This window comes from Oceanospirillum multiglobuliferum, assembly GCF_900167095.1.
Classification (GTDB): domain Bacteria; phylum Pseudomonadota; class Gammaproteobacteria; order Pseudomonadales; family Halomonadaceae; genus Oceanospirillum; species Oceanospirillum multiglobuliferum.
Genome location: NZ_FUXG01000014.1, coordinates 60900 through 82198, shown reverse-complemented (window position 1 = coordinate 82198; position 21299 = coordinate 60900). Strand labels below are relative to the sequence as shown.

General features: G+C 43.9%; 14 protein-coding genes and 1 tRNA gene. 3 read left to right on the top strand and 12 right to left on the bottom strand.

Translation table 11 applies throughout. The annotated features are described in order from the left end of the window. Positions 1–3: 3 nt before the first annotated feature. A complete protein-coding gene (locus B5D26_RS10840) occupies positions 4–1815 on the bottom strand; it encodes a Na/Pi cotransporter family protein (protein ID WP_078745755.1) in 1812 nt (603 codons plus the stop codon). A gap of 260 nt (positions 1816–2075) precedes the next feature. Here B5D26_RS10840 and B5D26_RS10835 point away from each other — a divergent pair, with 260 nt between their 5' ends. Then, positions 2076–4274 carry a sensor domain-containing diguanylate cyclase gene (locus tag B5D26_RS10835; protein ID WP_078745754.1) on the top strand — a complete coding sequence of 733 codons (2199 nt, stop codon included), beginning with the start codon at positions 2076–2078 and terminating at the stop codon, positions 4272–4274. A gap of 69 nt (positions 4275–4343) precedes the next feature. Further along, positions 4344–6065 (top strand): hypothetical protein, encoded by a 1722-nt coding sequence (locus B5D26_RS10830; protein ID WP_078745753.1) that lies wholly within the window; start codon positions 4344–4346, stop codon positions 6063–6065. Here B5D26_RS10830 and B5D26_RS10825 read toward each other — a convergent pair. From B5D26_RS10825 to thiB, 3 genes are read right to left on the bottom strand one after another with little or no spacing between them, the layout of a single operon-like run. Continuing rightward, positions 6062–6712 carry an ATP-binding cassette domain-containing protein gene (locus B5D26_RS10825; protein WP_078745752.1) on the bottom strand — a complete coding sequence of 217 codons (651 nt, stop codon included), beginning with the start codon at positions 6710–6712 and terminating at the stop codon, positions 6062–6064. The two genes, B5D26_RS10830 and B5D26_RS10825, sit on opposite strands and share 4 nt — an antisense overlap. Beyond that, positions 6702–8222, bottom strand: coding sequence for an ABC transporter permease subunit (locus B5D26_RS10820; protein ID WP_234985279.1), 1521 nt, complete (start codon positions 8220–8222; stop codon positions 6702–6704). Before B5D26_RS10820 ends, B5D26_RS10825 begins: the two co-directional genes overlap by 11 nt. 53 nt (positions 8223–8275) lie before the next feature. Beyond that, positions 8276–9283, bottom strand: a complete 1008-nt coding sequence (gene thiB / locus B5D26_RS10815; protein WP_234985278.1) for a thiamine ABC transporter substrate binding subunit — start codon at positions 9281–9283, stop codon at positions 8276–8278. 101 nt (positions 9284–9384) lie between these two features. Between thiB and B5D26_RS10810 the strand changes: the two genes are divergently transcribed. Next, entirely contained in the window at positions 9385–10152 is a 768-nt protein-coding gene (locus tag B5D26_RS10810) for a phosphotransferase (protein ID WP_078745751.1), read from the top strand. A 72-nt stretch (positions 10153–10224) separates the two neighbouring features. On the opposite strand, the gene B5D26_RS10805 is transcribed toward B5D26_RS10810, so the two are convergent. From B5D26_RS10805 to aceE, 8 genes are all read right to left on the bottom strand, one after another. After that, positions 10225–10575 (bottom strand): histone-like nucleoid-structuring protein, MvaT/MvaU family, encoded by a 351-nt coding sequence (locus tag B5D26_RS10805; protein WP_078745750.1) that lies wholly within the window; start codon positions 10573–10575, stop codon positions 10225–10227. Between the two features lie 104 nt (positions 10576–10679). Next, on the bottom strand, positions 10680–11570 hold the full coding sequence (locus B5D26_RS10800; RefSeq protein WP_078745749.1) for a radical SAM protein: 891 nt from the start codon (positions 11568–11570) through the stop codon (positions 10680–10682). A gap of 4 nt (positions 11571–11574) precedes the next feature. Further along, the gene (locus B5D26_RS10795; RefSeq protein ID WP_078745748.1) at positions 11575–12228 is read right to left on the bottom strand and encodes a TetR/AcrR family transcriptional regulator; all 654 of its coding nucleotides are present in this window, start codon (positions 12226–12228) and stop codon (positions 11575–11577) included. A gap of 427 nt (positions 12229–12655) precedes the next feature. Continuing rightward, complete coding sequence (gene fadA / locus B5D26_RS10790; RefSeq protein ID WP_078745747.1) at positions 12656–13831, bottom strand: acetyl-CoA C-acyltransferase FadA; 1176 nt, start codon at positions 13829–13831, stop codon at positions 12656–12658. 52 nt (positions 13832–13883) lie between these two features. Beyond that, positions 13884–16031, bottom strand: coding sequence for a fatty acid oxidation complex subunit alpha FadB (gene fadB / locus B5D26_RS10785; protein WP_078745746.1), 2148 nt, complete (start codon positions 16029–16031; stop codon positions 13884–13886). Between the two features lie 360 nt (positions 16032–16391). After that, a tRNA-Asn gene (locus B5D26_RS10780) sits at positions 16392–16467 on the bottom strand. Positions 16468–16657: 190 nt separating this feature from the next. Next, positions 16658–18286, bottom strand: coding sequence for a 2-oxo acid dehydrogenase subunit E2 (locus B5D26_RS10775; RefSeq protein WP_078745745.1), 1629 nt, complete (start codon positions 18284–18286; stop codon positions 16658–16660). A gap of 94 nt (positions 18287–18380) precedes the next feature. Next, on the bottom strand, positions 18381–21056 hold the full coding sequence (gene aceE / locus B5D26_RS10770) for a pyruvate dehydrogenase (acetyl-transferring), homodimeric type (protein ID WP_078745744.1): 2676 nt from the start codon (positions 21054–21056) through the stop codon (positions 18381–18383). Positions 21057–21299: the final 243 nt, after the last annotated feature.

Here is a 21299-nt window from a genome sequence, read left to right as displayed (position 1 = left end):
GCTTTATAGCGGTTCCTTGTGAGAGTTTGCCAGCGCTTCAACTTCATCCTCGCTCAGTAAAACACTGCGTTCTGCCTGTTTCTGATCCAAATTTCCATTGGAAAACAACACTTCGCCCATTTGAACTAAGTTTTTGGCCACGTCGTAAGCGTAAGTGTTGTCATTCATCAGAGAAACAGAGATCTGTGCACTAATCAGATGCTGGCGAATTAAGCCACTGAGTTCATGGCCTAAGCGCTGGTCGTGTTCTTTCATTTCAACTTTAAGAGCATCTAATGACAATACTGTGGCAGTGTCATCACTATGATGCCTTACTTGGTGTAAGGTTCGCATCACAGACGCTAAGCGCTTGCGCAGGGCGTTATACTCACTTTGAATATAGGGATTATCAGCTAAGAAGTACTTTGATAAGTTCTTCTGTAGATGTTTAGTGTCTTTAATCGCTTCAACAATATCACGACCTGCTGCACGCAAGTGAAACAGTTCTTCTGTTTGCTCTGGTGATATATCACCTTGTACACGACTGATAAAGTCTACAATATCACCATATAGGCTCTTTACCGTGTTTTGATATAGCTCATCTATATCTGTGGGTAGCACTTTACGTGATTTAAAAATTACTTCATCAAGGGGACGGTCGCCCTCTATATCTTCCAGCTTCAAACTTAAGCCACCAGCTATTATTCGAGCAGCATTGTCATAGAGGTGTAGCGTTTCCATACGTACCGCTGCCAAAGCGGTATTGGGTAGACTCATGGCAGCATCATTCAAGTAGATTGGCGTGGAGTCTTTCCGAGAGGCTTCTTTAAGCACCTTTTGCAACAGGGTGACAAGCTGTGAGACAAAAGGCAGCATTAATGCCACACCGATTGTATTAAAGATAGTATGAAAAACTGCCAGCTTGAGCGTGAAGTTATCTGTATCAATACCTAAGAGGTGACTGACAGTATCAACCAAGTCCGTCAGTTGATAGATAAATAGAATCGCAACAAACCCTGTAACAAGGTTAAAGATAAGGTGAGCCCCTGCCAATCTACGCCCTTGAATATTGGCGCTTAAAGAACCTATCACCGCTGTAATTGTTGTGCCAACATTAGCGCCGATCGCCAACGCTAACGCATTTTCGTAGGTAATTTGTTGTGCGGAGAGCGCAGTAATAATCAGAACCAATGTGGCATGGCTAGACTGCATCACTACAGTGGCGACAAGCCCAATTAGCGTAAATAAAAATACGCCTGCATAGCCTTCAACCGCGTAAGCCGTCAGATCAATATTGTCTTTGAAGGCTTCAAAGCCCTCTTTCATATGGTGAATACCCAGAAAGAGGAAACCTAGTCCAGCAAGGACATAGCCTGCGCCTTTTAGCTCTTTGCTTTTCTGGAAGATCAAGACAATACCAAACACCAACATAGGCATGGCATAAGCAGATATTTTAACCTTTAAGCCTAAGCCAGCCACTAACCATGCACCGGTTGTTGTCCCCAAGTTGGCACCAAAAACTATGCCAATACCAGCCGCCAAACTAATTAAGCCTGCGGAGATAAAAGAGATACTAATAACCGACACTAAGGAGCTGGACTGCATAATGGTTGTGCTAATTACCCCGAAGCTGACACTCTTCCAGAGTTTATTGGTTGTTTTTTGCAGAACTTTTTCTAAAAAACCACCTGTAAACGCCTTGAACCCCTCTTCAAGGGCCAGCATGCCAAATAAGAAAATCGCAACCCCTGCACTAATCTCCTTAAAGTCAGGGCTAATCCAAAAGCCATAGGCCAAAATAGCGAATAGAAAGGGCAGTAAAAACTTTTGCATCATTGAAGGGCGATCCTTGCGATATGACAGTGGGTGGGGGTTATTGACTAACATTAGAAAACATAGCAGAAAACGGAGCTAGCATACTGAGTTTCATAGCATTATTACAATAGCATGAAATCGCTTATTTTTTTGCGTGAAAGGTTATCTTGCGTTGGAAATATAATTTATCTCTGTATTTTTCACAGTTTGGCTTATGCGTCATGATTTAAATTCAGTTAATATAGCGACATTCACGGTATTAGTACTTGAAAGGCGATGCTATGCAACCTGATTCTCAGCTTGATCATATGACGGACTTAGCAACCTCTGCTGATGTGGACGACACCGTTGCCATTTCATTAATACAGCAGGAACAGATTTTTGCGTTACAGCAAAAAATACTCACGTCTGTGGCTCGTAATGCCCCTTACCTAGAGGTTGTAAACGAGCTTTGTCGGCTCGCAGAACAGCTGCTACCAAATGCCGTTGCTTCGGTCATGCTGGTTGATGCCAGCGATAAAACAATGTCGGTGTTAGCCGCGCCAAGTGTGCCTCCAGAAGGCCATCAAGCATTGAATGGATTACATCCTGGCCCTGAAGCGGGTTCCTGTGGTACCGCCGTTTTTACTAATCAGCCTGTTTTTGTTCGCGATACTTTTTCTGATCCTCGCTGGAGAGACATGCAAGATATTGCATACAACTTCAATCTATGCGCTTGTTGGTCAATGCCTATACGCAACAATAATGGCGAATCGATAGGTTCCTTTGCTTTATCCTCTTTCGAACACCGCTTACCTTCCGCCTTTCATAAACGCTTGTTAGAAGCTTGCAGCCAAATTGTCAATGTTGTGCTGGAGCGGCATGAGCTAGAGCAAGAAGTAGAAAAAAGTCAGCACCGATTGCAGCTGCTTGGTTTGGCAATAGAAAGCTCCTCTGAAGGTATTGTTATCACTGATGCTGATAATAAAATCATTGAAGTTAATGGCTACTTTGAACAGGCCACGGGCTATAGCATTGATGAAGTAAGAGGTAAAAACCCCAGTTTTTTATCTTCTGGTCAGCAAGATAAAGCTTTTTACCAAACTCTTTGGCAAACCTTGTTAGCTAGCGGCTCTTGGAGCGGGAAAATTGTTAATCGTCGCAAAGATGGTTCTTATTTGTCGCAGTGGAGCACCATTAATCTTATTAAAGACGCAGGTGGGCAGATAAAAAATTATGTTGCCGTGTTTGCAGATCTCACAGAGCTACAAAAAGAAAAAGACCGTTATATTCATGCCCTAGAGATTGATCAACTGACAGGGCTACCCAATAAGAGTCGCTTACAAACATCATTAAATAATGGCTGCTGCCATCATTGCTCTCTACTGGTGTTAAATGTCAATAACTTTAGCTTGATCAACTCGGCTTATGGGTTGGACTTTGCCGATCGACTGTTAATTGAAATCACCAAACAACTGAAATCACTGCTTAGTCAAGCACAGCTATATCGGCTGAATGCCGATGAGTTTGCTGCACATTATACAAGTGAAATGGATCTTGAAGACTGTGTAAAAAGAGTAAGGCAACATTTTTTTATCAATCAAATAGAACTAGATGGCTTAAGTTTTCATATTAGCTTTACTTATGGCGGTGCTGTGGGCTGCAAAGATTTAATGCGCCAATCATTATTGGCTATTAAAAAAGCTAAACAAGAAGGTAAAGGGCGCTTTCACCTTTATAGCACCGAGCACGATGAGATCGAGCAGAGTCAACGCTTAGATTACATTCAGTGGAATACTTTGTTGCATAGAGCGCTCAATGAAGACGGCTTAGTTCCATACTTTCAAGGTATACGGGATAACGAAACAGGCAAGATCAGCCACTATGAAACCTTAATCAGAATGTCACTTGATGGCACTGTTTACGGCCCCTATCAATTCTTAAATGCTGCAAAACTATCAGGTTTACTACCAACCATTACACGTTTAGTTATTGATCGTAGTTTCGCTTTTATGGCACAACATCAATGTGATTTTGCCATTAATATTACAGAAGATGATTTGAGCCAACACTTTCTAATAGAGTATTTGGATCGAAAATCTGAACAGTATGGCATCACGCCTAGCCGAGTTATTTTGGAGATATTGGAAGGCATCAGCGCCAGTGGCAAGAAAAACCACATTCACCAATTGTCTGAGCTGAAGGCTCGGGGTTATCGTTTAGCGATTGATGACTTTGGAACAGAGTACTCTAATTTTGAGCGTATTTTAGAACTTGATGTCGACTGTATAAAAATTGATGCCAAGTACATTAAAAATATCGACACCGACAAAACAAGCTATGAGATTACAAGAGCAATTGTCTTTTTTGCACAAAATGCTGGAATTACAGTAGTTGCTGAGTTTGTGCACTCTGAGTCGGTTCAAGCGGTTATAGAATCGCTGGGTATTCAATACTCACAAGGTTATCTGTTTAGCGAACCAAAACCTTACCTGTGTTAGCGCCTTGTATTTAGGCATCGTTATTATAAGTTATGGCAACAGAATCAAGCTGCCAGTCTGGAGTATATTGTGCAAAAAGGGATGTTAGCGTTACTGCTTTTACTATCAAGTTTAGTGGGGTGTGGAGAGCAAAAATCATTGGAGGCGGCACAAGCTACCTCGAATGAACAAAACAATACTGGCAGCGAAAAAGCTATCCTGCTCGCGCTAGGCCGTAGTGTAGGCTCTACATTTGAGTCTGGTACATTAGCAATTATTACCCCTGTACTATCTGCAACAGGTGAAACGCCTATTACGGTTAATATTGTTGATAAGAACAATGATAACAACCTATTCACAAGCTCGATTTCAAATGTCTCTTTCACCTCACCTTGCGCTGAAAATAATCAAGCCAGCTTTTCAAGTGCGACTATTGCCTCAAACACAGGAACTGTCACTACAACTTATCAAGCTAATGGTTGTGTTGGTGAAGATAAGATTACGGCATCCCTTGAAGGGCAGTCAGTAACAGCAACAGGAACTTTGACGGTATCTAGTCCAGAATTAGGTAGTATCTCATCTATTGTGCCTGAGCATACAACCCTTGCAATTAAAGGGTTCAGCACAGAAAGCTTACCTGCTACGGTGCAGGTAAGCTTTAGTATCAAGGATACCAAAGGTGACCCTATTGCGAACAAAGAAGTTCGCTTTTCTTTGTCCGATACCACAGGTGGCCTGTCTTTAAGCAAAAGTATTGGCTATACCGATTTATCTGGTACTGCAAGTACTTTTGTCTCATCTGGTTTAGTTAATACCACCTTTAGAATATTAGCTGAAACAGACCAATTAGACTCTAATGGCAATACTGTAGGTGTAATGCAGACAAGCTCAGTGGCTTTGTCTGTGAACTCTGGCCTGCCAACTGCAAGAGCTTTTGGCATAGGTGTTGAAACCTTCAATCCTTTGGGCTGGCATTATTTAAATACGGCTGTTGATGTCACTGTTTCTGCTAGTGATATCAATAATGGCCCTGTCGCAAATGGCAATGTAATCTCTTTTATCAGCAGTGCAGGGCAAATTCAAAAGGAACTAGGGCAAATTGCATCTTGTACCATAGAAGAGGGTGATTGCACTGTAAAATGGGAGAGCGGCCCTCCTTATCCAAACAAAGAGGAGCCTACTGCATTTGTAATGGCCTACACAACGGGAGAGGAGGACTTTATTGACAATAATAGTAATGGTGTATTTGATATCGGTGAAACTTACACCTCGCTACCAGAACCATATATAGATCTGAATCGTGATAATACCCGAAATGACGGCGAGACCTTTATAGATCAAAACAATAATGGCGTTTGGGATGATGTTTATAATGATCAAAAATACCGCGGCGCCCATTGTTCAAATGATGCGTTAATGGCAGGGCATTGTAATAGCCTTGCGCAGTTATTTACGCAAACAGAGTTGGTGCTATCTGCCGAAATAATCAAAATTACCGCATCGACAGAGGTTGATCTATCCAGTAACGCACAGATTATTATTGTTGAAATACAAGATGAAAATGATGTGATTCCGCCTGTAGGTACCAAAATTGAATTCAGTTGCAAAGGCGATGTTGTAAAAGTTGATGCACCAAAGCCTAACACGATACCGAATAAGCTCAGTCTCAAAGCATATAAACTAGACATGTATTTATATAAAGATGCTACGACAGGGTACGACGGCGCAGCAGACAGCCAAACAAAATGTTTGATTGAAGTAACAACAGTGCTTAATGGCTATTACTCACACCCTATTGTCGTAAACTACTAATCACCCAGTACCAAACACCGATCCGCTAAACGCTCAACATCTTCATCTTGATGTGTCACCACCAGCAGGGTTTTGCCCTGCTGTTGAGCGACCTCTCTAGTCCACTCTGCGGCAATCTGCCGTGTATCAGAGTCAAGCTCTGCAAATGGCTCGTCCAGCAGGATTATAGGCTCTGGTCTTAGTAGTGTTCTAATTAAACCAATTCGCTGACGCTGGCCTCCAGAAAGCTCTGCAGGCATTTTATTTAATTGTCCATAAACCCCTAAACGCTCTGCTGCTTTTATCAGTTGCTCTTTGGGTAGAACATCAGCAAATCCTAGAGAGAGGTTTTTAATAACCGATAGGTGCTCAAATAAATTGTGCTCTTGAAATAACATACTGACAGGGCGCTCGTGCGGTGCAAGCTGCAATATATTTTGCCCTTGCCAATAAATAGCACCACTCTTCGCTCGCTCAAACCCCGCTATTGTTTGCAATAAAGTTGTTTTACCAACACCACTTCGGCCTTGAATCGCTAAACACTCACCTTCTACTATGTTCAGATCGTAGAATAACCGATACTGCTCTAGATAGACTTCGAGTTGACTGATGACCAAGCCCTGCGCTGTAGCAGCTGCAATATTACTAAGGCTGAGACTATTGCTCATAAAGGCGTTTCCGTTCAAAAAGCACAATTAGCAACGTACATAGAGCCAAAAGCAGCAATGATGCCAAAGCAGCTTCGGCCATGCGGTAGCTGCCTGCATAACCATAAATCAACCAAGGCAGCGTGCTCCAACTGTTATCACCAAATATAGAAAAAACAGCAACATCTCCCATCGCTAATAACAGTGCTAAAACAAAACTACCCAACATAGCTGGACGAATAAAAGGCCATATAGTGTGTAGCTGACCTAATCCACTTAACTTTAAATTAGCACTCAAACGCCAGTATTGTTGATCATACTGCAATAATCTGGGTTTCAGCTGTGCTATTACAAAGGGCAATAGCAAAACCGTGTTAATCAGTATCAGCCAAAACCACCCCCAGCGCTCCAAATCAACGCGAGGCAGCAGGAGAATATAAAGCCCCGCAGACATTACCATAGCGGGTGCAACCAATGAGTGTGTAGCAAGCCATTGCAAGATAATACGACCGCTTTCATTTTTACGTAGTTGTGCCTGACGAATGGGGATTAACAGCCACCAAGCTAATAAAGTTGCAAACAACGCACAAGTACTGGCAATGACGATTGTTCTAACACAGGCTAAAAACAACAAAGTAAAGTCTAAATGTTTAAGCTGAGCCTTAAACAGTGTGGGTATTAAAGCCACAATAGGCAGTGCTAACAGCAGCCATGCCAGTAAATAAAGACCCTGATGTACTCTCTGACTGTACTGGCCAAACTCTGGCTGCCAGCGTTGTTTATGAGTATCTGCACTAAGCCAGTTGAGTTTACCCAGCTTAGCGATGAGTGCAAAAATTAACCCTGCTATAGTGAATTGTAACCAAGACAAGGTTAGAGCTTCACTCAAGTTGAAGTCATATTTTAGGGCTTGAAAGATTGCAACCTCCAAGGTTGTTGCCCCTGGCCCACCACCCAAAGCTAATACCACAGCAAAACTGTTAAAACAGAGTACAAATACAAAACCCAACAGCATTAACAAACTGCTTTTTAGGGCAGGCCACTCAACTTTTAAAAATTGCTGTGTGCGGGAAAGTTTCAGTTGCTGCGCTAAACGCCAACTAGTGTCTGGAATATGGGCCAGTTGTTGGCTGATTACTCGCACTGCTAATGGCATATTCAAATATAGGTGTGCGATTAAAATGCCATTTAGGCCATACAGGTTCCAGTCATTGGGCATAAATCCTGTCATAAGACCTGACCGACCCAGTAGTGCAACCAAACCTGTAATTAAAACAAGGGTCGGCATCACAAAACAAAGTAGACAAAAACGTAAAAAAGCCTTTCTAGCAGGCAACTCCGGCATAAAATGCAAAGCCCTAGCGATGGGTAATGCGAGCATGACAGAAAGTACAGCGCTCGCCGCTGCTTGCAATAGTGAAAACCTTAATATTTGCTGAATATATTGGTCTTGCAGTAGCTCAGGCATCAGACGAGCTTGGTCAAAGCCTATCAAACCATAAAATGCCATCGCCGTGATCGAAATGACCACGGCATAAGCCAATATAGAAATAACTGGGAAACGACTAAACACGTCTGTATGAATTAATGGCTAGCGGCTTGACGCCACTGTTGTAGCCATTGCTTACGCTGAGCACTGATCTCTTCATTAGAGAAGCCAATTTGCTGGGGTTTAATCAACTGGTCAAAAGCCGCTGGTAAATCAACACCGTCAATCACAGGTAGCATCCAGTTAGTTGTTGGAATAATGCGCTGCGCCTCAGGAGAGATTAAAAATGCAACAAACTGCTGAGCCAACTCAACCTGAGCGCTATTGGCTGCAATAGCCGCCACTTCAACCTGAGCCACATGTCCTTCTGCAAACAACGCAGCTTTGTAGTATTCATGCCCCTCAACAATCGCATGATAAGCAGGTGAAGTGGTGTAGCTGAGCACATAGTCACTCCCCCCTTCTAAAAACATGCTGTAAGCCTCCCACCAGCCCTTTGTGACGGTAACGGTATGCTTAGATAGCTGTTGCCAAGACTCTGCCGCACTTTCGCCATACACAGCATTTATCCATGTCATAAGACCTTGGCCTGGCGTGCTGGTTCTCGGATCTTGATAGATAATTTGTGCATCTGACTGTATCAGCTCATCTAAAGACTGGGCTGGTGCTGTTATTTTTCGGCTGTCATAAATAAAAGCAAAGTAGCCATAGTCAAATGGCATAAAATCACGATCTTGCCACTCTAACTCCGCTTTAATTTGATCTGTTTTTAGCCCATGCGCTTGTACAAGACCTAAGCGGCGCGCTTCTTCAATGAGGCCATTATCTAGACCCAACAACACATCTGCTTTGCTCTTTTTACCTTCAATTCTCACTCTGTTAAGAATACTAACTCCATCCTCAACCGCGATAAAATTTAAGTCGCAATGACACTGAGCTTCAAATGCAGCTTTCAATTTAGGCCCAGGCCCCCAATCAGATACAAAAGAGTCATAGGTATAAACATTAAGCGTCTTAGCAAACACGGAACTGCTGAAAAATCCTAGCACCAAGCTTAATACAAGTAAGTATTGTGTTTTAAAACCTTTCGACTGCATGATCATGTTTCGGCTCTTTTTCGCTTGAGTTGGTATATTTGAATATATAGCGCCTCCGTTGTCTCTTGGAGTGCCGTGCATATTACCCAAAACCACCGAGAACTGTCATGCATCAATCAATATTTACCTCAGTCAATCAACAGTTAGGTTATCCAGTGCAATGGAAAGCATTAGATACGGAAGGCACTAGCAATAATTTATATCAAGGCAGTAATCACATACATGTTTTGGTATTACGTATTAATGCTCCTCAATCACTAGCATTTGGGGTAGACCGCACAAGAGAGGCTCAAGTACTCAATATGATTCAACCCTATCCTTGGGCGCTAAAAATCATTGCTAACAACCCTGAAGAGGGCTGGTGTGTAATGCGGCATCAAGGTGTAAATCTATCTGGCAGTTTACTCTCTACTTTAGAAAAAAATCAGCTACTACAGGCAGTATCTGATTATCAACAAATAAAATATGGGTATAGAGATGAACAAATTAACTATAAACAACTATTTGAGTCATACAGAGTGCAGCTCTCTCAGGTTACGGAGTCTGATTACTGGCTAGAGCAACTCTGTTTACTTGAACAATATTTCAGTGAACTGCCAATAGTAGCTTGCTGTCTAACGCATCATGATTTGCATACCGGAAACCTATGCATACAAGATGAGCAGATAAGATTAATTGATTGGGAATATGCGGGTATTGGTAATCCTTGGTTTGATGCTTATGCTTTACATCAATATTGCCAAATAACACCCAAGGAGATTCACTTATTACCTGCCTTTAAGCATTTTCCAGAGTTAGTCTTTTCTCAAGGCTTGTTGGTTGCAGGTAAAGTTTGCGCATTACTAGAACAGCTTTGGTATAAAGTAAGGGCTTAATTTCCGCATTACTAAACGCAAAAAAGCAGCCGTAGCTGCTTTTTATAGGCTTGTTACTAAATCTTTAAGCGACTAGATAGCCCAAGATTTAACAACATCTTTACCATATAGCTGAATCCAGCTTTGGTAATTACGCTGGCGGCCACCACGTACTTCAATAATTTCACCCGTATTTGGGTTTTTATATTTACGAGCAGTGCGCTTGCGACGTGTTTTAGGCTCATCACCTGTTGCAGCAGCTGATTCGTTTGAAAATAGTTGAACTAATTCACGTTCAGTTTTATCAAAACGTGCCATCACTTCTTCAATAGCAGATTTAAATTCAAGCTCTTTTTTTAGGTCATCACGAGCTTCTAACTCTTGAAGTTCTTTCTGTAGCTGGCGAAAAAGCTGCTCTTTTTGACGATATGTATTAATCAACATGTTAACTCTCTTCTTTGTGGGGGGTATCACTAAGGAACTATATTAATAGTTGATCGTATTTTTTTCAATAAAGATTGTTTTAAATTATAGATCAGTCACAGCTATTAAATCTGAGTAGTAGAAATATTCCTATATCGACCATGCTGACGAGCATCTTCAATTTGTGATAAAAGGCTATTTTTATCTCGCCCTAAAACCCCTTTCAATACTAATCTATTCGAAACGTGATCTGATCGAAATATGGTTGAATCAAGCTCTAATGCATTGATAAAACAGTACATCTCAGCTAAAAGGCTAGCCGTGTCAAACATCTCAAAGTCGGTACCAAAAGCCTCTTTGTATTTGCGATCACCTTTATGAAAAGTCAGTACCAATGTCGAAAGATAATCTGGCTGTATTCGGTTGATCAGTTTGGCTGAGTTCAAAGCATGTTGCTCTGACAATCTCGTACCACCTAAACCATTAAGCACCATTACTGACGTTTTGATCCCTGCTTTTTTAATTTTAGTGACCGCATTGTAGGTTGATTCAGCTGTTTCGCCTTTCTGAATACGCTTCAGAACCTCGTCATCACCCGATTCAATACCAACATACAAAATAGAGAGCCCTTTGTTTTTTAGCTCTACTAGCTCTTCTACTGTCTTATTCGCAATATTTCTAGGTAAGCAATAAGCACCTACTCTAGTTAACTCAGGAAAAGCTTCGTTGAGCGCATCTAAAATAGCACTGAGGCGACGGGTTGATAAAACCATAGCGTCGCCATCTGCTAGAAAAACTTTATGGACACCTACAAGCTGTTGACGGGCTTGATTAATGTCGTTTAATACATCTTGCTCCTTACGAGCATAAAACTTCTTCTGAGGATCAGTGTACATTTCACAAAATGTACACTGATTCCAACTACAGCCATTAGTAACAGGCAATATGAGCGAGCGAGCCTCACTAGGTGGGCGATAAACAGGGTCTATATATTGAATAGGAAAATCATCAAACATTAATTTAAGATTCCTCTCTGTTACGACCTCGTTGCCCACGGTTGCCCATGCGCACACCAATTTCCATTAAGAAAGTAAAGAATTCATCTTTATCTTGAATCACTTCTTGGAAGAAACGTGACTGATAGAGCGCGGCAGCGCCATGCACTAACGCCCAGTGTGCACAATAATGAAAATAAGAAGGCACATCCTCTAGTTTATTTTCATTAATACGGGCGCTGATCAAGTCTGTTAAACTTTCTAAGTTGATCGCTCGGAAACGATGTAACTCTTCAAGCAAATCACCCACACCTGCCGTTTTAGTTAGCTTATCTTCTAAGCGCGAGAATAATAGATATTTAGCGGGGTCCTGCATACGAAATTCAAAGTAGGCACGAGACAATGCCTCTTTATCTGCAGAGATTTTAGGGGAACGAAATAGATCCGCTAAATCACGCTCATAATCCAGCATCAAGCGTAAATATATTTCTGATTTACTGCGAAAATGTTTATAGATCGTGCCTTTACCAATACCTACATGGTCAGCAATCATTTCAACTGTAACGCGATCTTCGCCATGTTCTAGAAACAACTCTAGCGCCGCCTCAAGAATATTCGCTTCACGTTGACGGAACTCTTGAACCTTTCTAGCTTGCTTTTCTACTGCCGATAACGTCATGTCATTATTTACCTGTAGAGAACTTGTTTTTTCGATCCGTCTGGGTGCAAGGCAGACGTTTGACACAACCCCAATTGTGCAGTGCATATAATAACAGTTTCAAAACAGGCTGACCAGATTGTTTTTTTTAGTCACGCTAAATCTAAAGATACAGGTAACAGAAAGGATGTCCGCCCCTTTCACTTGAATTAGGTTTATCGGTGTGTCATTTAATGATGGTCCATTTCCTTCAGACATAAAAAAACCGACTCGCCGTGAAGAAAGTCGGTACTTCAATCTAATCTTGTGAAGTGAACTATGCAGGTGCCATTTCATGCTAAGAAGTATCTAACAACTTAAACCAGAGTCACTAGATGCCTTCAAGTGCACATCGGTGAGCGGGTTCAGTGCCCACCGATGATTCGAGTATCTGTCAGGTGACAGACGCCTACAGACGCTCGAATACAGTGGCTACGCCTTGTCCCATGCCGATACACATGGTGGCAAGACCTAGCGTACCACCACGTTGCTGCATCACGTTGAGCAGCGTGGTAGAAATACGTGTACCAGAACAACCCAGTGGATGACCCAGCGCAATTGCACCGCCATTCAGGTTTACCTTCTGATCCACTTTGTCTAGCAAATTCAGGTCTTTCAAAACTGGAATCGCTTGTGCGGCAAAAGCCTCATTCAGTTCAACAAAGTCGATATCATCCATCGTCAACCCAGCTGCTTTTAAGGCTTTTTGCGACGCAGGCACTGGGCCATAGCCCATAATAGATGGATCACAACCCGCTACGCCCATCGACAGCACTTTCGCAATAGGGGTTAAGCCCAGCTCTTGCGCACGCTGAGCTGACATCATCAACATACCTGAAGCGCCCACAGACAAGGCTGAAGACTGACCCGCAGTAACAGTACCATTGCGCGGATCAAACACTGGACGCAGGCTTGCTAGAGACTCCATAGAAGTTTCTGGACGAATCACTTCATCTTGCAGGATCAGTTTACGGAAGCCTTCTGCACTGTGGCCTTCAACACCAATAATCTCATTCTCAAAGCGGCCTGCAACAGCAGCCTCATGAGCTAGACGATGTGAGCGCACACCAAAGGCGTCTTGATCCTCACGGCTTACGCCATGCATCTTACCCAACAGCTCAGCGGTTAAGCCCATCATCATGGCGGCTTTTGCGGCATATTTAGAGGCAGAAGGGTTCACATCGACGCCATGCATCATGTCAACATGACCCATGTGCTCAACGCCACCCACCAGATACACATTGCCTAAACCCGCCTGAATGTTAGCCGCCGCGATATGCAGGGCTGACATTGACGAGCCGCACAAGCGGTTTACCGTTTGTGCCGGAACGGTTTTTGGAATGCGCGTCAAAATAGAGGCGTTACGGGCAACATCGTAGCCCTGCTCTAGGGTTTGGTTCACACAACCCCAGATGATGTCGTCAATTTCAGCAGGGTCGATACCAGCATTACGTGCTAGCAGACCATCCATCAGCGCAGCAGATAGCTCTTCTGCGCGAACATTACGAAAAGCACCATTTTTGGCTTTTGCCATGGCGCTACGTGCGCCATCTACAATTACTGCATCACGAGGATTAAGGCTCATGATCATCTCCTAAAATTCGGTTTAAGCTTGGCTTAGCGTGATCAACTATTGGCTAGAAGAAGGTTTTGCCTTCAGCGGCCATTGCACGCATCTTCTCAGTTGGCTGATATAGCGCACCCAGTTCTGGCGCATATTGGTCAGCCAGTTCACAGAATGCTGCCAAGCCGATGCTGTCGATATAGCGCAGCGCACCACCACGGAATGGAGGGAAGCCAATACCGAAGATCAAGCCCATATCCGCTTCCGCCGCTGTTGCAACAATGCCATCTTCTAAGCAACGTACCGTTTCAATGCACAGCGGAATCATCATACGTGCAACAATTTCGTCATCTGTGAGTTCGCGTTCCGCTTTAACCAGAGGCTTCAACAGGTCATAAACGCTATCGTCCATCACCTTCACAGAGCGACCTTTGCGGTCTTCTTCGTATAGATAGAAACCTTGTTTATTTTTCTGACCCAAACGGTTTGCTGCAAACATCACACTCAGAGCCGTTTCGCCCTCACGTGCCATGCGATCAGGGAAGCCTGCCGCCATCACATTGTTAGCGTGTTCCGCTGTATCCATGCCGACGACATCTAGCAGGTAAGCAGGGCCCATTGGCCAACCAAATTTTTCCATCACTTTATCGACACGTTTAAAGTCTGCACCGTGCTCGATCAGGCTCATAAAGCCACCGAAGTAAGGAAATAAAATGCGGTTCACTAAGAAACCAGGACAGTCGTTGACCACAACAGGGGTTTTACCCATTTTTTTGGCATAAGCAACGGTTGCCGCAATGGCTTTCTCACTGGTTTTCTCACCACGAATCACTTCAACTAACGGCATTTTGTGCACTGGGTTAAAGAAGTGCATACCACAGAAGTTTTCAGGGCGTTTCAGATTTTCAGCCAGTGAGCTAATTGAGATAGTAGACGTATTCGAAGTGATAATGGTGTTGTCAGCCACTTGACCTTCAAGCTCCGCCAATACCGCACCTTTGATCTTTGGATTTTCGACAACCGCTTCAACCACTAGATCAACATCAGCAAAGTCGCCGTAGCTTAAGGTTGGGCGAATCGCATTTAACGCATCGGCCATTTTCTCTGGCGTCATGCGCTTGCGCTCAACCATTTTGGTCAGCAGTTTCTTAGCTTCGTTCAAGCCTAGTTGCAGCGCATCTTCACGAATGTCTTTCATCATGATCGGCGTGCCTTTAGAGGCCGACTGGTAAGCGATACCGCCACCCATGATGCCCGCACCTAGAACGGCGGCTTTGTTAACAGGCTGCGCGTCTTTTTCATAAGCCGCTGCTTTTTTCTTAAGTAGCTGATCATTTAAGAACAAGCCCACCAAGCTTTGTGCAACCGAGGTACGCGCCATACGAGCAAAGCACTTGGCTTCAGCTTTCTGGGCTTTTTCACGACCTTCGCCAGCGCCTTTCTGCATGCTCTTAATGGCTTCTAGCGGTGCTGGGTAATGAGGACCCGCTTGACCCGCTACAAAACCTTTTGCCGTTTCAAACGACATCATCGATTCGATCATGTTCAGCTTGAGCGGCTCTAGTTTTTCTTGGCGCTTTGCTTGCCAGTTTAAACGACCAGAATTGGCTTCATGGATCAGATCAATGGCGGCTGCACGTAGTTGCTCCGGTGCGACAAGTGCGTCTACAGCACCTTCTTTCAGCGCAACTTCTGCTTTTTTCTCTTTAGATGCACAGATCCACTCAATGGCGTTATCGTTACCAATAATACGAGGTAAACGCACGGTGCCGCCCCAACCTGGAATAATGCCGAGTTTAACTTCTGGCAAACCCACGCGGGCAGCAGTTGACGCAACGCGGTAATCCGTACATAGGCAGATTTCAAAACCACCGCCTAGTGCAATACCATTAATCGCAGTAACCGTTGGATAAGGTAGGTCTTCTACACGGTTAAAGACTTCATGTACTGCCATATTCATGGCAACCAGCTCTTCTTCCGACTGGCCAAAGGCGTCATGGAACTCAGTAATATCTGCGCCCACAATAAACACATCTTTAGCACTGTTGATCACCAAGCCTTTTAAACCTTGTGCCGCTTGCAGCGCTAACGTGGCCTCACCTAATTCTTGAATGGTCGCACGATTAAATTTGTTGACCGATTCACCTTGTAGATCAAAGGTTAACTCAGCAATGCCGCCTTCGATCTCATTTACCCTGATGGCTTTACCTGCGTAAATCATCCACTGTACTCCCGATTGGGTGGTTGTTCTTGTATTCAGCATAGCGGTTTCATAACAACTGTTCAGAATTCTGTCATTCAATTCTAGAACCCGCATTCAACCTTGCTTACTGCCAATGCTTTTGAACTGATGATTAAGTCGACTTCGTGTTTCATACAAACATTTCATACGACCGTTTGATTATGGAATTACAATGCGGCAAAAACAGAAATCTGTCAAATGCTTTCTTAGCAAATTTGCTGGACTAAATGCGACTAAATAGTCACTTTATAGAAGATATGGGAATCGAGGGGCAAACTAGCGTGAGGTAAATATCAGGCATAAAAAAAGCCAGCTTACTAGTAAGCTGGCTTTTAAATTTGGCTCCCCGAGCAGGACTTGAACCTGCGACCAATAGATTAACAGTCTACTGCTCTACCGACTGAGCTATCAGGGATCTCTCTAAGAGATGCAGCGCATTATAGAGGTATCCTCATGAAAAGCAACAGTTTTTTATAAAAAATTTATAGGCAATGATAATACTGAAAAAAGAGTGGTTCGTGAGAACCACTCAAAACAGCTTGGCTTAGCCGTATAGGGAAGGACTACAATTAACAACTCCGCTTGCTGGCAAGATCACAAGCGGTTTACAGCAAAGTACAACCAATATCCGCAAGACATTGATGTACCATCGACATAAATCGCCCTGCGTCTGCGCCATTAATCACTCTGTGATCAAAAGACAAACTCAGTGGCAATTTAGTAGCGGGCAAGAATGTTTCGCCATTCCAAACCGGTTTAATTTCTGAGCGAGCCACACCTAAAATCGCCACCTCTGGGCCATTAATAATAGGGGTAAAGCCAGTGCCACCCATCGCACCTAAACTGGAAATAGTGAAACACCCACCTTGCATATCTTCTGCTTTCAGTTTCCGGTCACGGGCTTTAGCAGCATAATTTGCAATCTCTTGGCTTAACTCAGCAATACTCTTCTGGTCAGCATTTTTGATGACCGGCACCACCAACCCTGCTGGCGTATCTACAGCAATACCGATATTGATATATTGCTTATAGATTAAGGTTTCGCCGTCGGCGCTCAGAGCGCTATTAAACTGCGGATAGCGGCGCAACGCTTTAGCAATGATCATGATGATAAAAGGTAAAACCGTTGGTTTTTTCTCCATACCATACTGTTCAGGCTTACAACGTGCTCGGAAACGTTCTAGCTCCGAAATATCAACCTCATCAAATAGCGTGACATGAGGAATATTCAGCCAGCAGCGTGTCATATGCGCTGAGGTTGCCTTGGCAATGCCTGAAAGCGTTTTCTCCTCAATGTCACCAAACTGACTGAAGTCCACTGTAGGCATTGCAGGAATACCTGAACCCGATAGAGATTGGGCTGCACTTACTTGTGGTTGAGACATCTGCTGCTTAACAAAGCGCTTAACATCATCTTTTAAAATACGGCCACGGTTACCCGAACCCTGTACTTTATTTAGGGCTACACCTAACTCTCGCGCTAATTTTCGGGTCGCAGGCCCTGCATACACCTCTGCCGATACAACAGGCTGTGCGATATCTGTTACGGCTGGTGCCAGCGTTACAGGCTTTTGCGGTATGATGCTATCCGCATGAGAAACAGATGCAGCAGGTGTTTGAGCAGGTTGTGCTGACACTTTATTTTGAGCGCCTGCACGGGCTGAACTGACAACTTCAACCCTCGCCAAAGGTGTGCCTGACTCTGCTTTACTACCCAATTCAACTAGCCATTCAATCAATACACCTTTTGCAGATGCTGGCACCTCCATTGAAGCCTTATCTGACTCAAAGACAATAAGGGGGTCATCAATTTCGATCTGCGATCCAATGTCCACACAATATTCGATAACATCACCACTGCCCTCTACTTCAGGCATGGTAATTGTTTCAATCGTCACGCTTTGAGCCGGTGCTGTTTCCTCTACTAAGGGTTGCTCCACAGCCGTAGCCGTTTTCTCAGCAACCTCAGAGGTTTTGTTTTTCTCAACTTCAGAAACAGTATCAACTAACTCAATACGCGCCAAAGGTGTGCCAGACTCTGCTTTACTACCTAGCTCAACCAACCATTCAACTAAAATACCTTCAACTGCGGAGGGTACTTCCATTGAAGCTTTATCAGATTCAAAAACAATCAGAGGATCATCTATTGCGATTTGCGCGCCTAGCTCAACGCAATACTCAATAACATCCCCGCTGCCATCTACTTCTGGCATAAAAACAATTTCCGTAGCCATCAGACACTCCTAGAGTACGGATGCCTCAGCCCATAACAGGGCTGAAGAAATAAAATAAACTCAACACTAAAGCCGATACAGGGCTTGATCAGGCTTAGAACAATGCAGGGTCAGCCTTCTCACGTGGAATATTCAACGCTTCACGCGCTTGATTCAGCGTCTCAATTGGCAGCACCGATTTTTTATAGAGATCAGCAAGTGCAGCCCACGCGATATAACGAGCATCCACCTCAAAGTGATCACGCAATGACGGACGGCTTTCACTCAACCCAAAGCCATCTGTACCTAAAGTGACTAAACCTTGAGGGAACCAGCGTGCAATCCCATTTGGCAATGACTTAACAAAATCACTGACCGCCACAAAGCTACCTGTTTCATCTGCCATTAACCGTTGAACATAGTTCTGTTTAGGCTGTTCAGGATTGAGCATGTTGTGGCGCTCTACAGCTAAAGCTTCACGGGTTAGCTGGTTGTAACTGGTTGCACTCCAAATATCTGTGCTACATCCATATTCAGCCAAAATATCTGCCGCTTTAAGCACCTCTTGCATTAAGCTGCCACTGCCGATGAGATGTACTTTATAGCCCTCTGTTTGATCTGCTTTGAAACGGTAAAGCCCTTGCAACACACCTTCAGTAACGCCCTCAGGCATAGCTGGCATTGGGTAGTTTTCGTTATATAAGGTGATGTAATAAAAGATTTTTTCATCACGCTCATACATACGCTCAATCCCGTCACGCACAATCACTGCAAGCTCATACGCAAAAGCTGGATCATAGCTATACATGTTGGGCACAGTGGCCGCAATTGCATGGGAGTGACCATCTTGGTGCTGTAAACCCTCACCATTCAGTGTGGTACGCCCTGCCGTTGCACCCAATAAAAAGCCTTTTGCCAAACTATCTGAACAAGCCCAGATCATGTCGCCGACACGCTGAAAGCCAAAGATTGAGTAAAAAATGTAAAACGGTATAGTCGGCACAGAGTAATTCGCATAGGCCGTACCAGCCGCTAAGAAGGAGGCCATTGCGCCCGTTTCACAAATCCCCTCTTGTAATAACTGACCATCCTTAGCTTCTTTGTAAGGCAGCAAACTACTGGAATCTACCGGCTTGTATTTTTGACCTTCAGATGAGTAGATACCAAACTGATTAAACAGTGATTCCATACCAAAAGTACGCGCCTCATCCGGCACAATCGGCACCACATAACGACCAATACTCTTATCTTTCATCATACGCGCTAGCATACGTACGAAAGCCATGGTAGAGGACTGTTCACGCTCAGAACCATTTACTGCATCTTTAAATAGTGATAACTCAGGGGCTTGCACCGCTGGATGTTCAACCTTACGAGAAGGTAGATAGCCACCTAAAGACTCGCGACGTGCATGCATATAACGCATTTCTGCACTGTCTGGTTCCGGCAAATATAGATCGGCATTTGCCAGAGCCTCATCACTCAGCGGGATACCAAAACGACGTCCCATTTCGATGCGTTCTTCAGCTGACAGTTGTTTTTTCTGGTGCGCTGTATTTTGGCCTTCTGCCGAAGCGCCCATGCCATCGCCTTTCACGGTTTTCATCAAAATAACCGTTGGACGCCCCTGAGCATTAGCCGCACGTTCAAATGCGGCATAGATTTTCTTACGATCTTGACCACCACGTCTGATACAACGAATCTCTTCATTGTTCAGAATTTTCATCAACTCGGCTAAGCGCGCATCTTCTTCAATCCAGTGATTACGCACCGTTTCACCATCTGACACGGTATAAAACTGATAATCACCATCTACAGCTCGATCCATACGGGCTTGCAGCACACCTTCGTGATCACGGGCGAATAGCTCATCCCACTCACTACCCCAAATAACTTTAATGACATTCCAGCCAGCGCCACGATAGCTACGCTCAAGCTCTTGGATAATTTTACCGTTACCACGAACAGGGCCATCTAGACGTTGAAGGTTACAGTTCACCACCATAACAAGGTTGTCGAGATTATCCCTTGTGGCCATATTTATGGTGCCGAGCACTTCTGGCTCATCTGATTCGCCGTCACCAATAAAGCACCAAACTTTACCGCCATCAGCAGCTTTCAACCCACGGTTTTCTAGGTACTTCATAAAACGGGCTTGATAGATAGCAGAAGGCGTCGACAAGCCCATAGAAGCCGTTGGGCCTTGCCAAAAATCAGGCATCCGCCGTGGGTGAGGATAAGAACTTAAACCGCCGCCTGTTTGTAGCTCACGGCGGAAATTGGTCATCTGTTCGGCTGTTAAGCGCCCTTCAAGATAGGCGCGCGCATACAAACCAGGCGCGGCATGTGCCTGCACCAACAGTTGGTCACCACCATAGCCTTCTGATTTATTTCTAAAAAAGTGATTAAAGCCCACTTCTAGCATGGTAGCCGCTGATTGATAAGTGGCGATATGACCACCTACACCGGTGCCTGCGTCATTAGCTTTTAGCACCATTGCCGCCGCATTCCAGCGGATAATGTTTTCTATTTTACGCTCTAACTCTGCCTGTCCTGGATAAGCAGGTTGTTCATTAACAGAGATACTATTTCGATAAGGTGTATTAAGCGTTGCTTCTGTTAAGTTAATATTTTTACTTAACATATAATCTTGCAGTATGCGTAGTATATCCTTGCCGCGCAGGTCACCTTGCTCATCTAATATATTATTAAGCGCTTCGATCCATTCTTGGTTCTCTTGAGCCATATCTTCATTGTTATAAGGCTCGGTATTAGGGGTCACTGTATTCATAATATTTTCCCAAAGGACTAAACGACAGGGTAAATAAAGGGACTCTTTTAAAGTCCCTGAACAAAGTCCCTTTTAAGGACGTGTATCTCAGTCTTCTGGACTGTTTTAAACCAAGGGATTTGGATCACCCTAGGATCAAATTGCCTATTAAATCTATCACCGAGTCGTTAGCTTTAATTTTCAAAAATGCCACTTTTAAAGCACTAATATGGTGTATTCAGTCAAAATCAGCCGGCTTTCAGC

What these genes read in the sequence shown, in the direction of transcription:
- B5D26_RS10795 (WP_078745748.1), bottom strand. Translation starts at nt 12,228, where the DNA reads ATGACGTTATCGGCAGTAGAAAAGCAAGCTAGAAAGGTTCAAGAGTTC.
- B5D26_RS10835 (WP_078745754.1), top strand. Translation starts at nt 2,076, where the DNA reads ATGCAACCTGATTCTCAGCTTGATCATATGACGGACTTAGCAACCTCT.
- B5D26_RS10810 (WP_078745751.1), top strand. Translation starts at nt 9,385, where the DNA reads ATGCATCAATCAATATTTACCTCAGTCAATCAACAGTTAGGTTATCCA.
- thiB (WP_234985278.1), bottom strand. Translation starts at nt 9,283, where the DNA reads ATGATCATGCAGTCGAAAGGTTTTAAAACACAATACTTACTTGTATTA.
- B5D26_RS10775 (WP_078745745.1), bottom strand. Translation starts at nt 18,286, where the DNA reads ATGGCTACGGAAATTGTTTTTATGCCAGAAGTAGATGGCAGCGGGGAT.
- B5D26_RS10840 (WP_078745755.1), bottom strand. Translation starts at nt 1,815, where the DNA reads ATGATGCAAAAGTTTTTACTGCCCTTTCTATTCGCTATTTTGGCCTAT.
- B5D26_RS10805 (WP_078745750.1), bottom strand. Translation starts at nt 10,575, where the DNA reads ATGTTGATTAATACATATCGTCAAAAAGAGCAGCTTTTTCGCCAGCTA.
- B5D26_RS10825 (WP_078745752.1), bottom strand. Translation starts at nt 6,712, where the DNA reads ATGAGCAATAGTCTCAGCCTTAGTAATATTGCAGCTGCTACAGCGCAG.
- aceE (WP_078745744.1), bottom strand. Translation starts at nt 21,056, where the DNA reads ATGAATACAGTGACCCCTAATACCGAGCCTTATAACAATGAAGATATG.
- fadB (WP_078745746.1), bottom strand. Translation starts at nt 16,031, where the DNA reads ATGATTTACGCAGGTAAAGCCATCAGGGTAAATGAGATCGAAGGCGGC.
- B5D26_RS10800 (WP_078745749.1), bottom strand. Translation starts at nt 11,570, where the DNA reads ATGTTTGATGATTTTCCTATTCAATATATAGACCCTGTTTATCGCCCA.
- fadA (WP_078745747.1), bottom strand. Translation starts at nt 13,831, where the DNA reads ATGAGCCTTAATCCTCGTGATGCAGTAATTGTAGATGGCGCACGTAGC.